General features: G+C 62.7%; 19 protein-coding genes. 6 read left to right on the top strand and 13 right to left on the bottom strand.

The features are described 5' to 3' along the window. The first annotated feature begins 74 nt into the window (after positions 1 to 74). Positions 75 to 950 (top strand): GNAT family N-acetyltransferase, encoded by an 876-nt coding sequence (locus EN885_RS04195; RefSeq protein ID WP_164897784.1) that lies wholly within the window; start codon positions 75 to 77, stop codon positions 948 to 950. A 141-nt stretch (positions 951 to 1,091) separates the two neighbouring features. Here the strand turns inward: EN885_RS04195 and grpE are convergent, their stop codons facing one another. Continuing rightward, entirely contained in the window at positions 1,092 to 1,727 is a 636-nt protein-coding gene (grpE, locus tag EN885_RS04200) for a nucleotide exchange factor GrpE (protein ID WP_095488372.1), read from the bottom strand. 238 nt (positions 1,728 to 1,965) lie between these two features. Between grpE and EN885_RS04205 the strand changes: the two genes are divergently transcribed. Together EN885_RS04205 and EN885_RS04210 are read left to right on the top strand one after the other, a co-directional pair. Further along, positions 1,966 to 2,202: a hypothetical protein gene (locus EN885_RS04205; RefSeq protein ID WP_095488370.1), complete on the top strand. Its 237-nt coding sequence runs from the start codon at positions 1,966 to 1,968 to the stop codon at positions 2,200 to 2,202. A 147-nt stretch (positions 2,203 to 2,349) separates the two neighbouring features. Beyond that, on the top strand, positions 2,350 to 3,372 hold the full coding sequence (locus tag EN885_RS04210) for a fatty acid desaturase (protein ID WP_095488368.1): 1,023 nt from the start codon (positions 2,350 to 2,352) through the stop codon (positions 3,370 to 3,372). Between the two features lie 202 nt (positions 3,373 to 3,574). On the opposite strand, the gene EN885_RS04215 is transcribed toward EN885_RS04210, so the two are convergent. The 5 genes from EN885_RS04215 to cysG all read right to left on the bottom strand — a co-directional run bounded on the left by EN885_RS04215 (position 3,575) and on the right by cysG (position 8,508). After that, positions 3,575 to 4,111: a DUF934 domain-containing protein gene (locus tag EN885_RS04215; protein ID WP_095488366.1), complete on the bottom strand. Its 537-nt coding sequence runs from the start codon at positions 4,109 to 4,111 to the stop codon at positions 3,575 to 3,577. 187 nt (positions 4,112 to 4,298) lie between these two features. Further along, positions 4,299 to 5,063 carry a phosphoadenylyl-sulfate reductase gene (locus EN885_RS04220; RefSeq protein WP_128243609.1) on the bottom strand — a complete coding sequence of 255 codons (765 nt, stop codon included), beginning with the start codon at positions 5,061 to 5,063 and terminating at the stop codon, positions 4,299 to 4,301. Further along, positions 5,038 to 6,708, bottom strand: coding sequence for a nitrite/sulfite reductase (locus EN885_RS04225; RefSeq protein ID WP_128243610.1), 1,671 nt, complete (start codon positions 6,706 to 6,708; stop codon positions 5,038 to 5,040). Before EN885_RS04225 ends, EN885_RS04220 begins: the two co-directional genes overlap by 26 nt. Positions 6,709 to 6,754: 46 nt before the next feature. After that, positions 6,755 to 7,060: a DUF2849 domain-containing protein gene (locus tag EN885_RS04230; protein WP_095488360.1), complete on the bottom strand. Its 306-nt coding sequence runs from the start codon at positions 7,058 to 7,060 to the stop codon at positions 6,755 to 6,757. Continuing rightward, positions 7,057 to 8,508 (bottom strand): siroheme synthase CysG, encoded by a 1,452-nt coding sequence (cysG, locus tag EN885_RS04235; protein WP_128335160.1) that lies wholly within the window; start codon positions 8,506 to 8,508, stop codon positions 7,057 to 7,059. Before cysG ends, EN885_RS04230 begins: the two co-directional genes overlap by 4 nt. 440 nt (positions 8,509 to 8,948) lie before the next feature. On the opposite strand from cysG, the gene EN885_RS04240 reads away from it, so the two are divergent. Together EN885_RS04240 and ybaL are read left to right on the top strand one after the other, a co-directional pair. Beyond that, positions 8,949 to 9,398, top strand: coding sequence for a host attachment family protein (locus EN885_RS04240; protein WP_128243611.1), 450 nt, complete (start codon positions 8,949 to 8,951; stop codon positions 9,396 to 9,398). 203 nt (positions 9,399 to 9,601) lie between these two features. Further along, complete coding sequence (gene ybaL / locus EN885_RS04245; RefSeq protein ID WP_128243612.1) at positions 9,602 to 11,380, top strand: YbaL family putative K(+) efflux transporter; 1,779 nt, start codon at positions 9,602 to 9,604, stop codon at positions 11,378 to 11,380. 97 nt (positions 11,381 to 11,477) lie between these two features. Here ybaL and EN885_RS04250 read toward each other — a convergent pair whose 3' ends face one another. Further along, entirely contained in the window at positions 11,478 to 12,287 is an 810-nt protein-coding gene (locus EN885_RS04250; RefSeq protein WP_128243613.1) for a helix-turn-helix transcriptional regulator, read from the bottom strand. A gap of 240 nt (positions 12,288 to 12,527) precedes the next feature. On the opposite strand from EN885_RS04250, the gene EN885_RS04255 reads away from it, so the two are divergent. Continuing rightward, a complete protein-coding gene (locus EN885_RS04255; RefSeq protein WP_128243653.1) occupies positions 12,528 to 13,448 on the top strand; it encodes a zinc-binding dehydrogenase in 921 nt (306 codons plus the stop codon). 20 nt (positions 13,449 to 13,468) lie between these two features. Here EN885_RS04255 and EN885_RS04260 read toward each other — a convergent pair whose 3' ends face one another. The 6 genes from EN885_RS04260 to EN885_RS04285 form a co-directional block, all read right to left on the bottom strand. Continuing rightward, entirely contained in the window at positions 13,469 to 14,221 is a 753-nt protein-coding gene (locus EN885_RS04260; RefSeq protein WP_023675240.1) for an SDR family oxidoreductase, read from the bottom strand. Between the two features lie 104 nt (positions 14,222 to 14,325). Further along, the gene (locus tag EN885_RS04265) at positions 14,326 to 16,575 is read right to left on the bottom strand and encodes a transglycosylase domain-containing protein (protein WP_128243614.1); all 2,250 of its coding nucleotides are present in this window, start codon (positions 16,573 to 16,575) and stop codon (positions 14,326 to 14,328) included. 453 nt (positions 16,576 to 17,028) lie between these two features. Continuing rightward, positions 17,029 to 17,418: a hypothetical protein gene (locus EN885_RS04270; RefSeq protein ID WP_095488347.1), complete on the bottom strand. Its 390-nt coding sequence runs from the start codon at positions 17,416 to 17,418 to the stop codon at positions 17,029 to 17,031. Positions 17,419 to 17,616: 198 nt separating this feature from the next. Next, the gene (locus tag EN885_RS04275; RefSeq protein WP_245492997.1) at positions 17,617 to 18,387 is read right to left on the bottom strand and encodes a lactonase family protein; all 771 of its coding nucleotides are present in this window, start codon (positions 18,385 to 18,387) and stop codon (positions 17,617 to 17,619) included. A 303-nt stretch (positions 18,388 to 18,690) separates the two neighbouring features. After that, complete coding sequence (locus tag EN885_RS04280) at positions 18,691 to 18,837, bottom strand: hypothetical protein (protein WP_127204938.1); 147 nt, start codon at positions 18,835 to 18,837, stop codon at positions 18,691 to 18,693. 25 nt (positions 18,838 to 18,862) lie between these two features. Beyond that, on the bottom strand, positions 18,863 to 19,117 hold the full coding sequence (locus EN885_RS04285) for a GlsB/YeaQ/YmgE family stress response membrane protein (RefSeq protein ID WP_127204939.1): 255 nt from the start codon (positions 19,115 to 19,117) through the stop codon (positions 18,863 to 18,865). Positions 19,118 to 19,185: the final 68 nt, after the last annotated feature.

Raw genomic sequence — 19,185 nt, forward strand, 5'->3', positions numbered from 1 at the left:
AATCCTGTTGCACCTACACCGTATCCCCGTGCCAAGAGGGATGGCTCGAAGGAGAATCACTCGTGCATACAGTTATGCCGGAATGTGACGCTCGGCCGAACGCCAGCGGTGCTTTGCTCACCGGGCGGAACGTCGATGCCGTCATAAAAGGCGAAGCGCTCGGCCGCATAGGCAACCTCGAAGTGCGGCTCGCCCGCAACGAGGCCGAGATCGCTGCCGCGCAGGAAGTGCGCTACCGGGTTTTCTACGACGAGCTTGGCGCCAGGAAGAACCTGTTCCAGGCGCAGGACCGCCGCGATGCTGATCATTTCGATCCGCTTTGTGATCATTTGCTCGTCTTCGACACCTCGCTGTCGGGTCCCGAGCACCGCCGCATTGTCGGCACGTACCGCCTGCTGCGGCAGGAAATCGCGGCAGCGGCCGGCGGCTTCTATTCCGAGGGCGAATTCGAGCTGACCAATCTTATCGCCCGTCACCCCGGCCAGCGTTTCCTCGAGCTCGGTCGCTCCTGCGTCTTGCTGGAATACCGCTCGAAGCGCACCATCGAGGCGCTCTGGCAAGGCATTTGGGCCTATATCAACCATTACGGCATCGGCGTGATGACCGGTTGCGCCTCTTTCCAAGGCACCGTGCCGGCGGCGCACGCCGAAGCGCTGACCTATCTCGCCAATCATTGCCGGACGAACTCGGCCTGGGACGTGCGCGCGGTCGCCGGCCGCTACTGTTCCATGGATTTAATGCCGATCGAGGCGGTCAACGCCAAGGCCGCGATCGCGGCTATGCCACCGCTGGTCAAGGGCTATCTGCGCGTCGGAGCGCGCATCGGCGACGGCTGCGTCATCGACCGCGAATTCTCGACGGTCGACGTGTTCGTGGTGATGCCGGTCAAGGAGATCGGCGCCCGCTACGTCAGCTATTATGGCGGGGAAGCCCAGCGCTTCGCGGCCTGAGTAGGGCAGTAGGAGAATAAGGCAGTAGGGGAGTAGGGGGAGAGAAGGCAACGGCCGGAGTAGGCAATTGCTCTACTTTGCCGTGCGTAGCGCTATTCCCTACTCCCGTACTGCCCTATTCCCCTACTCCCCTAGTCTAATTTAAGCATCCTTCTCAGCCTGCTCATTCACCGGCCCTGGCTCGACCGGCGCTTCACCAGCCACATGCTTGGGGCCGCCCTTGGCAACGCCGACCATGGCCGGCCGCAGCACCCGCTCACCGATCGAATAGCCTGGCTGCACGACTTGGACCACCGTGTTGGCCGGCACCTCTGGATTGGGCACCTCGAACATCGCCTGGTGGAAATTCGGGTCGAATTTCTCGCCTTCCGGCTCGAGCTTCTTCACGCCGTGCCGCTCCAGCGCCGACAGCATGGCGCGCTCGGTGAGCTCGACGCCCTCGATCAGCGCCTTGAAGCCGGCATCGCCCGACGCCTTGGTCTCAGCTGGGATCGCGTCCAGCGCGCGGCGCAGATTGTCCGATACCGACAGCATGTCACGGGCGAAATTGGCAACGGCATAGGCACGCGCGTCGTGCACGTCGCGGGCGGTACGGCGGCGCAGATTCTCCATCTCGGCCGCGACGCGGAGCGCGCGGTCCTTCAACTCGTCGTTTTCCTTCAACAGCCGCACAAGCGCTTCGTAGTCGCCGTCGACGCTGCCTTCCGTGTGTTCGGTGGCAGCCCCGACCGTCTCGGCTTCATCGGGCGCGCGTTCGTCTTTTGCCTGGTCGCTCATCGCCGTTTCCCGTCATTTCGAATGATGTGGATTTTGTGCCCGATATCGAGGTTTGGCGGCCAAAAATCAAGGGGCAAGCGATACTGGAGAGGCCGCTCGCGCTTTGACGACGCATCATGAAGACCTTTCGATATTAATTCAAATTTTACTGTAACCGCTAGCTTTGCTTGCCAAGATGCTGCGATGGGGGAACCATTCGTCTGCTGGAAGAGTTTCGAAGCCGACACAGGATTTTGAGATGACGACCCGCAACAACGGCGACCGCAACAAGAATGGCGACCGCAATAATGATGAAAGACGTGAAAGGCTCGCGGCCGGCATCAGGCGCCAGTTCGGCACCGAGGCAACGATGGGCTTTCTGCGTGCGTTGCCGGCGTTTCGGATGGAGAACGATATTCCCGATCGTTTCAAGGAATTGCTCGACCGCCTGGACGGTATCGAGAGCAGCGTAGCCGCCGGTGGCCGCCGGCGGTAGACGAGCACATTCGCCTGTCGTCGCGTGCCGTCGGAACCAAGCATGCCCTTCCACATGCAGCCTCTTGCGCGTCGCGCGACAATTACGCGCAGTAACTTGGCGTGATCCCTGCCTTGCGGCGACGGTATGGTCCGTCTATGCTTCCTGATGAACATGATTTCCCCCGAAGCTGTGGCGAACAGCAAACGTGCCTGGTTGAAGATCCTGGCGCGCTACAAGACGCCTGACAGGCGGCGCAGCGCCGTCGAACTTGCCATCACACTTATCCCCTTTGCCACGCTGTGGGCCCTGTCCACGGCTGCCTATGCCCATGGTCATTGGTGGGGTCTGATCCTCATCCTACCCGCCGCCGGCTTTCTGGTGCGGATCTTCATGATCCAGCATGATTGCGGCCACGGCTCCTTCTTCGCCAACCGCACTGCCGACGACTGGATCGGCCGCGGGCTGGGCATCCTGACCTTGACCCCCTACGATTGCTGGCGACGCGCCCACGCAACCCATCACGCCAGCGCCGGCAATCTCGATGAGCGCGGCACGGGCGACATCAGGACGCTGACTGTTGCCGAATACCGGCAAATGTCCTGGCGGGGCCGCCTTGCCTATCGTCTCTATCGCCATCCGCTGGTCATGTTCGGCCTCGGCCCGATTTGGCTTTTCATCTTTGAGCAGCGACTGCCGGTCGGCATGATGCGAGGCGGCCTCACGCCCTGGGTTTCCTCAATGGCCACCAATGTGGCCATCGCGGTTGCCGCCGCTGCCCTCATTTGGTTCGTCGGCCTCGAAGCGTTCCTGGTTGTCCATTTGCCCATCGTCGTCCTCGCCGGTTCCGCCGGCATCTGGCTGTTCTACGTCCAGCACCAGTTCGAAGAGACCGAGTGGGCGAAGGATTCCGAATGGGAATTCCAGCATGCGGCGCTGCACGGCTCGTCCTACTATGACCTGCCGCCGGTGCTGAACTGGTTCACCGGCAATATCGGCGTCCATCACGTGCATCACCTCTCCGCCAAGGTGCCGTGCTACCGGCTCCAGGAGGTCCTGAGGGACTATCCGGAACTGCGCGAAATCGGCCGCGTCACGCTTCTCGACAGCCTGCGCTGCGTCAAGCTCGCACTGTGGGATGAGAGCCGCAGCAAGCTGGTGTCGTTTCGCGAAGCGCGGATGACTGCATAAAACGCGCAGCCGCACCTAGAGCAATTCCAGGAAAAGTGCGTAGCGGTTTTCCGTCCGGAATTGCGTAAAAATAAATACTTAGAGCGGTTCGGCGATTCTATCAAAAGCTGAACCGCTCTAAGTGCGGCGGTTTTCCAAGAGCCGACTCAAGCCGCTTTGCGTTCGTCGCGCATCAGGATCTCGCCGTGGCCGGCGCAGGCGATCAGTCGGCGCGCACGCGCCGCCAGGAATATTTGGGGCCTTTGGCCTCCGGCTTCTCGGTCGGCTGATAGTGCAGAGGCAGGCCGCCAGTGCGGCCGGCCTCGAGCCTTTTCAAGAGCACCGGATGCGACACCTCGAACTCATCGAAGCCGAGGCGCAGCATATGCGGTAGCTGATCGACCAGAACCTGCCCGGTGGCGCGGACCGCGCCCTCGAAACGGTGGCGGCTGCGCAGCAATTCGCCCTTGGAGAAAGACCGGCCGTCACTGAAAGCCGGGAAGGCCAACGCCACCAGCGATGTCTGGTCGAGCAGGTCGGCGATCTTTTCGAGCTGGTCGCCGGGCTGAAGCAGGACACCGATGCGCTCCTTCGCCGACCGGCGCACCACCGGGTCGAGGTCGAGAAACACCTGCAGCGGCAGGATGAAGCGGCCATTGCCGGACAGTGCGTCGGCGCTCTCGGCATGGCTCCACTCGTCCTCGCTAAAACCTGTCGGGGTCCAGAGGCGGGTGGCGTTTTCCGCTATCGATTCACTCATCGAGAAATTCCCAAGTCCACAAAATTCTAAAGTTCAAAACGCCCGAGGGTGTGTTGAGATTCAGGTCAGGCCGAGCCGAGAATGGTGGCTTCCGAGAACCGGAGCGGAGCGTACTTTGGGTACGTGAGCACCGGAAGCGCAGGAAGCCGCCATTCGCAGGCCGACCTCACCTGAATATCAACATACCCTAAAGCGACGCGTCGGTCAGTGACTTCTCCAGCCCCGACAGATGGATGCCGCACTCGGTCTTGGCATGCCCTGCCCAGCGGCCGCTGCGCGCGTCCTCACCCGGCTGCACCGGCTGCGTGCACGGGAAGCAGCCGATCGAGAGATAGCCATAGGCGACCAGCGGGTTTTCGCGCAGCGCATGGGCGCGCATGTAGTTGGCCTGGTCAGCGGTCGTCCAATGCGCCAGCGGATTGATGCGGATGCGCGAGCCGACCGCCTCGAACACCGGAAGCGCCGCCCGCGTCGTCGCCTGAAAACGCTTGCGGCCGGTGAACCAGGCGCGGAACGGCTCAACGCCGCGCGCCAGCGGCTCGACCTTGCGGACATCGCAGCAGGCGTCGGTGTCGGTCTCGTTCAGATTACCGGTCGGATCGATCCGTTCGAGCGCCGCTTCTTCGGGCGTGATCACCCTTATATCGGTCAGCCCGAAATCGGCAACGAGCGCGTCGCGATAGCCGAGCGTCTCCTCGAAGTGCTTGCCGGTGTCGAGGAAGATGATCGGCAGCGTCCGGTCGATCTTGGCGATCATGTGCAGCAGCACGGCTGAATCGGCGCCGAAGGAGGAAACCGCGGCGATTTCACCGTAAAAGAATTCCTGGGCCGACCGCTCGATGATCTCCAGCGGCTTCAGATGACCATAGAGCACATCGAGCCCCGCCGCTTCGGCAGCGATGCCGGCCTCTACGTCGACGATACGATCAAGCGGCCTTGGCTTCGCCAGCATAGAGCGCCTCCTTGAACGGCGCGGGACCGACACGGCGGTAGGCGTCGATGAATTTTTCGTTTCTGTCGAGCCGGAGGCCGAGATAGGTCTCGACGATCTGCTCGATGGCGTCGGTGATCTCTGCCGACGAGAAGCCTCGGCCGATGATCTCGCCGACCGATGTGTTCTCGTCGGCCGAGCCGCCGAGCGTGACCTGATAGAGCTCGGCGCCCTTCTTCTCGACGCCGAGGATGCCGATATGGCCGACATGGTGATGGCCGCAGGCGTTGATGCAGCCGGAAATCTTCAGCTTCAATTCACCGATCTCGCGCTGCCGATCAAGCGAAGCGAAACGAAGCGAGATTTCCTGTGCCACCGGAATGGAGCGCGCCGTGGCCAACGCGCAATAATCGAGGCCAGGGCAGGAGATGATGTCGGTGATCAGGTTTGAATTGGCCGTCGCCAGTCCGATGTCAACCAGAGCGTCATAGACCGCCTTGAGGTCGGCGCGCGCAACATGCGGCAGGATCAGATTCTGCTCGTGGCTGACGCGCAGCTCGTCGAAGGCGTACTTTTCGGCAAGGTCGGCGATCGCTTCCATCTGGCTGTCGGAGGCATCGCCCGGCGCTTCGCCGATGCCCTTGAGCGAGATGGTGACGGCGGCATAATCGGGATGGCGGTGGGTCACCACGTTCTGGTCGAGCCATTCCGAAAAGCTCTTGGAATCGAGGCGGGCAAGCTTGACCGCCTCGTCGCCTTCCGGCCGGTCCGTCAGCGCCGGCGGCGCGAAATAGGCATCGATGGCGCGAATGTCGGCTTCCGGCAGCTTCAGGTCCGCATCCTTCAGCTCCTGCCATTCGGCCTCGACCTGGCGGGTGATCTCCTCGACCCCGGTTTCGTGGACGAGGATCTTGATGCGCGCCTTGTATTTGTTATCGCGGCGGCCGTAGAGGTTGTAAACGCGCAGGATCGCTGTGCAGTAGGACAGAAGGTCGGCCTCGGGCAGGAAGTCGCGGATTTTCTTGGCGATCATCGGCGTGCGGCCCTGGCCACCGCCGACATAGACGGCGAAACCGAGTTCGCCGGCCGCGTTCTTCTTCAAATGCAGGCCGATGTCATGCGTCTGGATGGCGGCGCGGTCGCGCTCGGCGCCGGTCACCGCGATCTTGAATTTTCTCGGCAGGAACGAGAACTCCGGATGAACCGACGACCATTGGCGCAGGATTTCCGCATAGGGGCGCGGATCGGCGACTTCGTCGGCGGCGGCGCCGGCGAAATGGTCGGCGGTGATGTTGCGGATGCAATTGCCACTGGTCTGGATGGCGTGCATCTCGACGCTGGCCAGATCGGCCAGGATCGCCGGAATATCCGACAGCGCCGGCCAGTTGAACTGGATGTTCTGGCGCGTCGTGAAATGGCCGTAGCCCTTGTCGTATTTGCGGGCGATATGGCCGAGCATGCGCAGCTGCTTGCTGTTCAGCGTGCCGTAAGGCACCGCGATGCGCAGCATATAGGCGTGCAATTGCAGGTAAACGCCATTCATCAACCTCAGCGGCCGGAACTGATCCTCGGTGATCTCACCGGCAAGCCGCCGCGCGACCTGGTCGCTGAACTCGGCGACGCGGGCCTGGACGAAATCGTGATCGAACTCATCGTAACGGTACATGTCTGGTCTTTCCGGGCGCGTTCGCCCGTTTCATCAATGTGGTCGTTTACGCCGCCCGAGCGGCTTCCGGGCGCGCCTGCTTGCCTAGGTCGTTGCGGTTGGTCGGGCCGGCGGCGCGGATCTTTTCACGCAGCCGGACCGGCTCGACCACGCCATTGGCGACGGTCACGTCGATCAGATTGACGTCGACCACTTCGTTGTTGGCATAGGCCGTGGCGCCGATCGCCTCCAGCCGGTCTTCAGCCCCCTTGTCATGGGCGACGTCGGCATGGTCGATGGTCTCGGCCCAGCCGCCATTGGCGTACCAGACGGCTTCGCCATCGGCGAGGCGGTTTGCGGTCAGAACTTTCATCGTTCAGCTCCTTCGACGGCCGTTTGGGCCGCGCCTTCATGCCTGTGTGTCGCGAGCGGCTCGGAACGTTCAAAGTTGGCGCCGGCGACCGCATCGCCGATGATCGTCATGACCGGCCCGGTAAGGTCGGCGCGGACCTCCAGCGACGGCAGGTCGGCGAGCGTGCCGTGGAAACGGCGGCGGTTGGCAAGGCTGGCATTCTCGACCACCGCGACCGCCGTATCCGGCGACAGGCCAGCCTCGATCAGCCGGCCGGCAACCTCGGCCGCGACCGAGCGGCCCATATAGACGGCGACGGTGGCGCCGGAAATGGCGAGCTTTGCCCAGTCGGGCAACGAATTTCCCTTGAGGTCGTGGCCGGTGGTGAACACCATCGACGACGACACGCCGCGCAGCGTCAGCGGCAACTCGAAATCAGCGGCGGCGGCGAAGGCCGCGGTGACGCCCGGAACCACCTCATAGGCGACGCCGGCATCGCGCAGCGCTGCCATTTCCTCGCCCGCCCGCCCGAACACCAGCGGATCACCGGACTTCAGCCGCACGACGCGCTTGCCGTCGCGGCCGAGTTCGATCAGCAGCGCGTTGATCTCGGCCTGGCTCTTGGTGTGGCAGCCCTTGCGTTTGCCTACCGGCAGGCGCTCGGCGTCGCGGCGGCCCATGGCGACGATCGCCTCCGGCACCAGCGCATCATGGACGATGACGTCGGCTTCCATCAGCAGGCGGTGAGCGCGCAGCGTCAGCAGGTCTTCGGCGCCCGGACCAGCCCCCACCAAGGCAACATGGCCCGATGCCGGCGCATTCGAAAGCAACAGATCGACGGCGGCATCATGCGCCTGCGAAAGCTGGCCGGCCGCCATGGCGCGGGCCGGCGAGCCGCCGAAAAAGTCGCTCCAGAAGCGGCGGCGGGCATTGCCTTTCGGCAGCAATCTCTCGGCGGTGCCGCGCAACGAGGCAGCAAGCGAAGCAAGCGGCCCGAGCGACGGCGACAGCATGCGGTCGATGCGGCTGCGCAGCATTTGGGCAAGCACCGGGCCGGCCCCTTCCGTGCCGATTGCAATGGCGACAGGCGCGCGGTTGACCAGCGCCGGAGTGAAGAAATCGCACAGCTCCGGCCGGTCGACGGCATTGACCGGAATGCCCAGCCGGCGCGCATCCTCGGCAACGCGACGGTCGAGCGCCTCATTGCCGCTGGCGGCAAACACCATCACCGCGCCTTCGAGATGCGCGGCATCATAGGCGGCAGCGATGTGGATGGCGCCGGTCGCGGCGATGAAGGCCAGCAACTCGGGCTCGGCGGCATCGGCTATGATGCGCAGCAGCGCGCTCGACTGGCCGATCAGCCGCGCCTTGGCCAGAGCCTCCTCGCCGCCGCCGACAATGGCCACGGCTTCGCCCTCGACCCGCATGAAGACGGGAAAGGCGTTGAGCTTGGATGTGGCCTGCGGCATGGCGAGTGGAATCCTGAATACGCCGTCAGTTCTACGCGCGGGAGCGAAAAAGCAGAAGGAAAGCACTCGCGCATCGCTTCGTGCGAAGCAATCGCTTTTCTGCAAGCACCAAAGGCAGGAGAAAAAAATTCCACACCCACGAATGGAGCGGATCCAAGCCGCTGTTGCGGGCCTTGATCTGCGGCCGTTCTAGCGGCAAGCGAGGTGCATCGCAAAACAATTTTTTCTAAATTCTACCAATTTAGTAGATTAAAGCCGACATGCGCGAAACACCGTCATCCTCATTGGTTGGTTGGCCCGCTCGCTGTTCTTGTCGTCATCGGAACATTCCTGCCTCGACGCGCGTTTGCCCTGCGAATCCGAGCCTGGCTGTCCAGCTGCGGCAATGGCTCCAGAGACGGGCCTAGAAAACCATGAAAAACAGAAAAAAGGAGCGCTCCGTGAACAACCTCAAGCTGAAACGCGGACTGTGGATCGTGGTGGCCGACGGCGAGAAGGCGCTGTTCCTCGAGAACCGTGGCGACACCCAATATCCCGACCTCCAGGTCGTGCAGGAGATGGAACAGGCAAATCCGGCGACGCGAGAGCAGGGTTCGGACCGCCCCGGCCGCTACAGCGACGGCCCTTCCGTCCACCGCAGCGCAGTCGAGGACACTGACTGGCATCGTCTCGGCAAGGAGCGTTTCGCCGACGAAATTGCCGAGCGGCTGTACAAGCTTGCGCACCGCGGCGCCTTCAAGGAAATGGTGCTGATCGCACCGCCGCAGGTGCTGGGCGACATCCGCCGAAAACTGCACAAGGAAGTTGCCGAGAAGATCACAGTGGAAATTCCGAAGACACTGACCAACCACACCATCGTCGACATCGAGAACCTGCTGCAGGCGGCCTGATCGCTGGCATCAGGCGCGCTAGCCGTTTCTCTTTTGCAGCAACCATGCCAGCCTCGAGGCGGCTTGCCTTCTGCCATTCTTGTCATCGATTTCATGGCATTATGGGTTGCCTCGCGGCCACCCGAGCCCCCATATTGCCAAAGCGGCGACTTTTTGGCGACGCATATCCGACATCGTGATTTTTGAAAGGCGCTCCATAGACCATGCCGCATGACACGCCCCTTATCGCCACCATCGTCGCCGGTCTGGGGCTGGCTTTCGTCTTCGGCGCAATTGCCAATCGCTTCCGCATCCCGCCGCTGGTTGGTTACCTCATCGCCGGCGTGCTGGTCGGGCCGAACACGCCGGGCTTCGTCGCCGATGCCGGCCTTGCCAATGAACTCGCCGAAATCGGCGTGATCCTGTTGATGTTCGGCGTCGGCCTGCACTTCTCGTTGAAGGATCTGTTGTCGGTCCGCGCCATCGCCGTGCCCGGCGCCATCGTGCAGATCGGCTTCGCGACAGCGCTCGGCGCCATTCTTGCCTGGATGCTCGGCTGGTCGATGGGCGCTGGACTGGTGTTCGGGCTGGCGCTTTCTGTCGCCTCGACCGTGGTGCTGTTGCGTGCCTTGCAGGAACGGCGGCTGATCGAGACCGAGCGCGGCCGCATCGCCGTCGGCTGGCTGATCGTCGAGGACCTGGCGATGGTGCTGGCGCTGGTGCTTTTGCCGGCGTTGGCTGGCGTGCTGGGCGGCCAGCAGCAAGTGGAGGCCCATAGCAGCCTGCTGTCGCTGCCGGCCAGCTACGGCATTTGGGGCGTCGTTGGCGTCACGCTGGCCAAGGTCGCGGCCTTTGTCGTCGTTATGCTGGTGGTCGGCCGCCGTGTCATCCCCTGGATTCTGCACTACGTCGCCCATACCGGGTCGCGGGAATTGTTCCGGCTGGCGGTGCTTGCCATCGCGCTCGGCGTCGCCTTCGGCGCGGCCAAGCTATTCGGCGTGTCGCTGGCGCTGGGCGCGTTCTTCGCTGGCATGATCATGAGTGAATCCGAACTCAGCCATCGGGCGGCCGAGGAATCACTGCCGCTGCGCGACGCCTTTTCCGTGCTGTTCTTCGTTTCGGTCGGCATGCTGTTCGACCCGCTCAGCCTGATCAGCAATGGCTGGCCGGTCCTGGCGACACTGGCCATCATCGTCATCGGTAAATCGTTGGCCGCCTTCGCCATCGTCGTCGCCTTCCGCTATCCGATCCCGACCGCGCTGATGATTTCGGCAAGTCTTGCCCAGATCGGCGAATTCTCGTTCATTCTGGCTGAGCTCGGCGTCGGGCTGAAGCTGCTGCCAGAACAAGGACGCGACCTCATCCTCGCGGGTGCTATCTTGTCGATCGTCCTCAACCCGCTGATGTTCCTTGCCATCGACTGGATGAAACCATGGCTGGAAAGGCGCGCCGGCAAGACGGCGCCGCTCGGCGAGGCAAAGCCGATTGGCCCCGCGACGGAGCCAGGCCAGTTGGCGTCGGTTGCGGCACCTGTGAAAGAGGACGGCCCACCGCCCAAGACAGCGCTTACCGGCCATTCCATCCTGGTCGGCTATGGCCGTGTCGGCAGCCTCGTCGGCGCGTCATTGAAGGAGACCGCCCTGCCCTTCCTCGTCATCGAGGATGCCGACAAGACGCTGGCGAAGCTCAGGGACGACGGCATCGAGACCGTGTCCGGCAACGCCGCGAATAGCGAGGTGTTCGCCGCTGCCAATCCCGAGGGTGCGAAGCTGCTGATCCTCGCCATCCCCAATGCCTTCGAGGCGGGACAGATCGTGCTGCGGGCCCGCGCCGCCAACCCGAAGATCAACGTCATTGCCCGCGCCCATTCCGATGCCGAGGTCGAGCATCTCAAAGGGCTCGGAGCCGACACCGTGATCATGGGTGAGCGCGAGATCGCCCGTGGGATTGTGGAAGAGGTGCTTGGCCGCAAGCCAGAGGCGGCTGAACCGTCCGCTGCCTGAGCCGATCCTGCACGAACGTGCGTACTGGTCGCCGCTGGCCGATGGCCGGCGACAGATTGCACAGTCGATCTCAACCGTCCGCCCGCAGGCGAGTTGATCACGCCACGAATGCAGAGCCACCATTTTGACTGATACTGCCGAGGTATTTTGCCGGCGGCTTCCCAAGCGCCTTCTTGAACATGGTGATGAAGGCCGTGACGGAACCATAGCCGAGATCACCCGAGACCTGCTGGACGCTGGCACCGGAGGCCAGTTCTCGAATTGCGACGATCAAGTGCAATTGCTGGCGCCAGCGCCCGAAGCTCAGCCCCGTCTCCTTAACCACGAGGCGGGCGAGACTGCTCTCGCTGAGCGCAACGCGGTTGGCCCATTCTGCCAGAGTGCTACGGTCGGCAGGGTCTTGCGCCAACGCTTCGGCGATCCTCCTCAAGCGTGGCTCGGACGAGATCGGCAGATGCAGCCGCTGGACAGGCATACGCGGCAGTTCGGTAAGCAGGGTCTTGGTCAAAAGCTCATCCCTCGCGCGGTCTTCCTGCACGCCATCGGACAGCTCGATGATCAGTTCGCGGAGCAGCGGCGAGATCGAAAGGGTGCAGCACCGGTCCGGCAGATCGGCGGCTCCCGGCTCAACGTACACGAAAAAAATCAGGGCGTTGGCCGTCGCAACATTGCTGTGCTCCATGTCGCCGGGAATCCAGACCCCGCAATGAGGCGGCACCATCCATAGGCCGCTTGGAACGTGGCATGTGACGCCGCCTCCGAGCGCGAAGACGAGTTGGCCTTTGCGGTGCCGATGGACGGGCACCTCCGCTCTGGTTTCGGTGACGTCAACGCGCACAGCGATTGCCGGCGCGAGCACATCATCCACATCGAAATTGAGCCATGGGTAGCGAAGAGGCTGTCTCATGATTGGCGATTTTTAGCGATCAATTGCCATAATAGCTAAATTCTTTAACCGAGGAAGTCGATAGGCTCCGGTTTGCGCCCCACGGTCAAAAATATGGCAGGCAGCAGTTGATCGCGTTGACGCTGCGCGCGCCCGTCGCCGGCATGACTTGCGATCTCGATGGGTACTCTGAGAGGGTCAGCTTGCCGTGATTTCCAGGGGAAGCTGGCGTCCACAAACCGGCCAGAAGGTATGATCCCCATGCTCGCCCTAGTCACGTCTCCCGACAGCGCCACCGGGCTGAGGTTCGCCGAGTTCGAGGAACCTCAGCCCTTCGCGAACGAGGCGCTTGTCTCGGTCCACGCAACCTCGTTGAACCGCGGCGAACTGCGCCTGCTCACCATACGTCCGAACGGCTGGATACCCGGCCAGGACATCGTTGGGGTTGTCGAACGGGCAGCAGCCGATGGCTCCGGGCCAGCCGTAGGCACCCGGGTTGCGGCTTTGGTCGACCAGGCCGGCTGGGCCGAACGTGTCGCCGTTTCAACCGACCGCCTCGCCGTCCTGCCGGATGACGTCAGCTTCGTTTCCGCAGCCACGCTTCCGGTCGCGGGTACGACGGCGCTAAGGACTTTGCGCCATGGCGGCGAGCTGGCCGGCCAGCAGGTCCTGATCACCGGCGCAAGCGGTGCGGTCGGTCGTTTCCAGATCCAGATCGCCCGCCAGCAGGGCGCGTCTGTGACCGCGATCGCCGCCGCCCGGCACGGCGAGGATCTCCGCCGCCTGGGTGCCGAACAAGTTGTCGAGTCGATCGAATTGGCTGAGGGGCCGTTTTCGCTGATCGCCGAGTCAGTCGGCGGTGAAAGCCTCGCACACGCGATCGAACGTGTCACACCCGGCGGGATCATCGTCATGTTCGGTTCGAGCAGTGGCGAACTCACATCAGTTGGATTCCGCCAGTTCGTTCCGGGTCACGAGGGGGCGAGGCTTCAGACTTTCGCGTACTACGCCTCTGGTCCGGGCATTGGCGCGGACATCGCCTCGCTGCTCGCTCTGGTCGCGGCTGGCCGGCTAGAAACCCGCGTGGCCTTGACCGTGCAGTGGACAGACATCGCCCAAACCCTGGACGCACTGCGACGGCGCAGCATCAGCGGTAAGGCTGTTCTCACCATAACCGGATGAGCAGTCCTTAGCCTCAAGTCTCACACGTGCTGGCCGCCATTGATGTGGATTTCCGAGCCCGTCACATAGGACGCCTGCTGCGAGCACAGGAAGAAGATGATGTCGGCGACTTCGGCCGTGGTGCCCAGCCGCCGCAGGGGAATCGTCTCGACGATCTTTTCGGTGCCCGGCGACAGGATCGCCGTATCGATCTCGCCCGGCGCAATGGCGTTGACGCGAATGCCGTGCGGGCCGAAATCATGGGCCATTTCGCGCGTCAGCGAGCCGAGCGCCGCCTTCGATGTCGCATAGGCGGTGCCGGCGAAGGGATGCACGCGGGTGCCGGCGATCGAGGTGACGTTGACGATCGACCCCTTGGCCGACGCCAACTCCTTGAACAACCCCCGCGCCAGCATGATCGGCGCGAAGAAATTGACCTGGAAGACGTCGCGCCAGACATGCATCGGCGTGTCAATCGAATTCATGCGGCTGTTGCCGTCCTTGAGCTTCGGCGAGATGCCGGCATTGTTGACCAGCGCATGAAGCTGGCCGCCATGCGCCTCCAGCCGATGGCGGATTTCCGAGATCGCGATGCCGACATCCTCCTGGTCGGCGAGATCGACCTTGATGTGGTCTTCCGGACCGGCCGGCCACGGGCAGTCCTCGGCAAAGGCCTGGCGCGAGCAGGTGATGACGCGCCAGCCTTCGCGCGAAAAGCGCTTGACCGTGGCATGGCCGATGCCGCGGCTTGCGCCGGTCAGCACGATTGTCTTTCTGGTGTCGGTTTCGGCCATTCGCGATCTCTCTAGGGCGACGTGCGTCCCTTTGGACGCACAAAGTACGCTCTAGCACTTTTAACCCGGAGATGTAGCGGAACACGGCGGCGATGACGACGGGGTCAGCCGCCGGTGAGGATGTCGAGGATCGAGGTCTGCCGCTTCTTGACCGGGCCGCCGACATCGCCCGGCGGCACCGGGCGCTTGATCGATGCGGTGGCGCTGTCACCGCCCGGGATGCCGAAGCCGCCGCCATCGATCGTTTCGGCGGGACGCACAGCGCGAGGCGATGACGCTTTTTGGGCGGACGGCGCGGATTGGCCAACCGAAGCGGACGGCACCGGTTGCGCCGTGTTGGACGGTATTTCGTCCTGCACGATCGTATCCGGAGGCGTCGACCTCCATGTTCCAGGCAGCGGCCGCACCGGCACGCCTTCATGCGCAGCGACCATGAACTCATGCCAGGCCTGCGCCGGCAGCGCGCCGCCGGTGACCTTCTTCATCGGGCTGCCATCGTCATTGCCGAACCAGACGCCGGTGGTGAGATTGGCGGTATAGCCGATGAACCAGGCATCGCGCGAATTCTGGCTGGTGCCGGTCTTGCCGGCTGCCGGCCAGGCAAAGGCCGCCTTCCTGGCAGTGCCGATTTCGACCGTGCCGGTCATCATCGAGTTCATCATACCGACGATCTCGGGCTTGACGACGCGCGGGGCGCCGCCGCCATTGTTGTCGTAGAGCACGTTGCCGCCGGTTGTCGTCACGCGGCGGATGAAATGGACCTCCGGCCGGTAGCCGCCATTGGCGAAGGGGACATAGGCCGACGTCAATTCCAGCGGCGTCACTTCAGATGTGCCGAGCGCGATCGAGGTGTTGGCCGTGAGGTCGGACTGGATGCCCATGCGATGCGCCGCCTCGACCACGGCGTCAGGTCCGACTTCCATGGTCAGCTGGGCGGCCACCGAGTTCAGCGACTTCGCCAGCGCCGTCGCCAGCGTCACCTTGCCGAAATACTTGCCGCCGTAATTGGTTGGCGTCCATTTGCCTATTCTGATCGGCGCGTCATTGCGCACGCTGTCGGGCGTGCGGCCGGCCTCCAGTGCCGCCATGTAAACAAAGGGCTTGAACGCCGAGCCCGGCTGGCGGCGCGCCTCCGAGGCACGGTCGAACTGGCTGGTCGAATAATCATAGCCGCCGACCATGGCACGCACCGCGCCGGAATTGTCGATCGACACCAGCACACCCTGGCTGGCATTGAGCTTCTTGCCGCTCCCGTCGATCAGCCGGCGGATCGATTGTTCGGCGAGCTTCTGCAGCGTGAGGTCGACGGTGGTGTCGACTATGATGTCGCTGCGCACATCGCCGATCAGGTCGGGCAGTTCTTCCACGATTGTGTCGGCGACATAGTTTTCCGAGCCCGTCCAGTAGGATGCCACCCGTGTCGCCGGCGCGCTCATCGCCGTGGTCAGTTCCTTGGCGCTGATCTTGCCTTCGTCGCGCATGGCGGCAAGAACGAGCTGCGAGCGCTGCTCGGCCGCCTTCGGGTCACGCGCCGGAGACAGTCGCGACGGCGCCTTCAACAGGCCAGCGAGGAGTGCGGCCTCGGGCAGCGTGACATCGCGCGCGCTCTTGCCGAAATAGCGGCGCGAGGCCGCCTCGACACCATAGGCTCCGGAGCCGAAATAGACCCGGTTGAGATACATTTCGAGGATCTGGTCCTTGGTGTGCTTGTGCTCGAGCCACAGTGCCAAAAGCACTTCCTGCACCTTGCGTTCCAGCGTGCGATCGGGTGTCAGGAACAGGTTTTTCGCCAATTGCTGGGTCAGCGTCGAGCCGCCCTGCGAAAAACGCCCGCCGACAACGTTGGCCACCATGGCTCTGGACAGACCGATCGGATCGATGCCCAAATGCGAATAGAAGCGGCGATCTTCGATGGCGATGACAGCCTCGGGAATATAGGCCGACATTTCATGCAGGCCGACGGCTTCGCCGCCGCTCATGCCGCGATTGGCGAGCAGTTTTCCGTCGACGGAGACGATCCTGATATTGGGCGCGCGGTCGGGAATGGCCCAGGTGGTGGCAGCCGGCATTTTCGCACCGTAATAGACGACGATGCCGGCAGTCGCGATCCCGCCCCAGATGGCCAGCACGAAGCACCAGTAGAACAACCGGCCGAGCACGCCGAACAGGCCGCGCCCGCTTTTGCCGCGTCCGCGACGCGACGATTTTGTCTTGGCCGATTGGCGCTTTGCAGAGGTCTTGCGGTTGCTCGGCACGACGCGATCCTCCTCGCTCACCGAAAAACCGGCCGAGGATTTCGCCCGTGGCGGTCCCTCGAAGCTGGGTTCGATGCGGCTGTCTCTGCGGTTCGCCATGCGCTGTGCTGTCTATCCCGATGCCTATCGCATCGGCCCGAAATCGGAATCGATTTTCGGAAAGCACGATGCGAAGCTTCAAGAGCGTACTCTGTGCGTCCGAACGGTCGCACGTCGCTCCATGGCGTCCGGGGTGGAGAGTAGATGCGGCGATTTAAGGGCGGGTTAAATGGTTCAAAGTTAATTCAATGCGTTATGCATGTCACCGCTGCGTTTCTTGCTTCTGGCGGTCTGCAACAACGGAATCCCTGGCGAGACGGCGGCGCCTTCTCGCATTCGGCGTCAACTGCTCAGCCACCGTCGTTCGGCGCGAACCGCTCATAGCAAGGTAGCCGTAATTTATGCCGTCATTAGAGCGCGACCGGTAAAGTGGGTTTACATTCGATCGCGCTCTAAACAATTGAATCTGCATATGACTTGTCACCAAAGTCATTCACCTTGGTGGATCATCCGTTAGTCGATCGCATCACGAACGCAAAGCGCTGCCCGGGATGATTGCATCGTCTCGCCCACATGGCAGTAGCAGACGATTTCGTGGAGCTGATCGTCGGTCAGTTCGAAGAAACGCTTTGCTTCGCCATAAGTGTCGTCTTTCAACCCCTCATCGCGCAGAATCGGATCGTCGAAGGCAACCGATATTGGCGAGCCTTCGCCACGCATTACGTCGCGCTCGGGCGACGAACGATATTCGGTCCCGGTAAGTGCGGTAAGGAGCCGATTGGGCTGCCGTTCGAGAAGTTTTGACCAACGTTCGAGACGCTGGGTTCGGTCCATTCCAGGAGGTGTTGGGTCTCTGTGTACCTTTGCCACCGTATGCAGTTGGTCCAGTGTTTGGTGCCTCATGGCAACCTCCTAAAAGTAGGTGGGTTGGCCCCAAAACTCCCTGTGCCAAGATCATACCGCGGATGTGTCGATACGTCACTCTCATTCGATATTCGGCCTGGCTTTTCTCTCCGGGCGCGTCGAAGGATGGAGCGGCCCTGCCTTGGCGTCAATTTTTGGTCTCGTCGGCAATAGCGGCAACAAAACCAATGACTTGCATTAACTGGGCTCAAACTTCGGTGGTCGACCGGTTATCGATGTCAGCGAGAAGAAGGCCAGCGTCTGCACTTCGCAGGTCACCGCCACAACGCTGTTCGAGCGATCGATGTCGAGACCCTTCGGGCCGCCTTCTTCGACACTGGCCCTGCCGCGCCCGAAAGTCTCGTCGTCAAGGACGGCAACAGAGCGGGAGGGCGTGCGGCTGCCGCTCCAGCCCGCGTCGCGATCGTACACGTGAAGCAGTGGGCTGCCTGCATCGGCGACAAGGATCTGCCGGTCATCGCCCGTAAAACGCAGGCCATGCGGGTAATTGGCGTTCTGCAGGATTCCGGCGGGTTCGGTATCCGGCCCCAGCCGCGCGGACATGTTGTAGAGCTTCACATCGTTGGTGCCGTGGCTGCTGACGGCGATCCATTGGCCATCATGACTGAGCGCAATGCCATCGGGTATGCTCAGGCCGCGCTTCAGAAGCGCCTGGTTCTTCCACGCGCGGTAGCCCCACCGGTCGACGACATGCCGCGTGACCCGGTCCCTATAATTGTTGCAGACCAGGAGGCTGACTCGGCCACGCGACTCATGCCTGGCCGCGACCGACCCTGGCGTTTTCAGCTTGCAAAACAGCCCGCCCGTGATCTCGCGAATGGGTACAATGTCGCACTGGCGGCCGGCCGGCTCTCCCGAGGGCAAGGCAAATATCGCAACCAGCCCATCACGATTGGCAATCACCAGGGTTCGGTCATCGATGAAATCGAGACCGTGGACCTCGCCCATGCTTTCCGACGTCAGCTCCATGAAATCATGGACGGTGACTCGTGGGCCGCTCGGCGCCGCTTCGACGTCGACCCGCAGGATCAGACAGCGCTCTCGCGTGTATCCAGCAATTGCCAGCAATCGATTGTCCGGCGAAAAGCGCAGGTCTTCCGTGCGTCCGATGGTCGAGAGCGCGGCTCGTACAGAATCGCTGGCTTTGAAGTCGATTCGGGATATCACCTGAGAGCCTGGCCTGAAGGGCGAGAACGACGGACAGGATGGGGTAATGTCATCGGCACCCTTGCGCGGCAGAACCCGGCGCGCTCAGTTCTGCAGGATCGAAATACCTTTATCGTCGATCTTAAGCTCAACGCCCTTCGGCCTGGTTTGCTCGCGATAGACATAGATGCCGAGCGCGATGACCACGACGACGAGAGCGCCGATAATGAGATAGAGCGTGTTCTGTTTCATGGCGCCCTTGATGTCTTTCGAAGGATCAGGCCTGCTTCACCAGCTTGATCAGCACGAGCAGGATGACCGCGCCGATCGTGGCGTGGACGATGGAGGCAAATATGCCGCCGCCTATCGCGAATCCCAGCCTTGGGAAGAGCCAGCCAGCGATAAAGGCACCGACAATGCCGACGACGATATTGCCGACCAGGCCGAGGCCGAAACCCTTGACGATCAGGCCGGCGAGCCAGCCGGCGATCGCACCGATGATGATGAAGACAAGCAGGCTCTCAGTGCCCATTGCAGATCCCTCCTGAGCGAACGGTCGCGGAGCAGCAAGCTCCGAATCGACCCCCGATTGCAACAGGC

It is taken from the genome of Mesorhizobium sp. M6A.T.Cr.TU.014.01.1.1, assembly GCF_004022765.1.
Classification (GTDB): Bacteria; Pseudomonadota; Alphaproteobacteria; order Rhizobiales; family Rhizobiaceae; genus Mesorhizobium; species Mesorhizobium mediterraneum.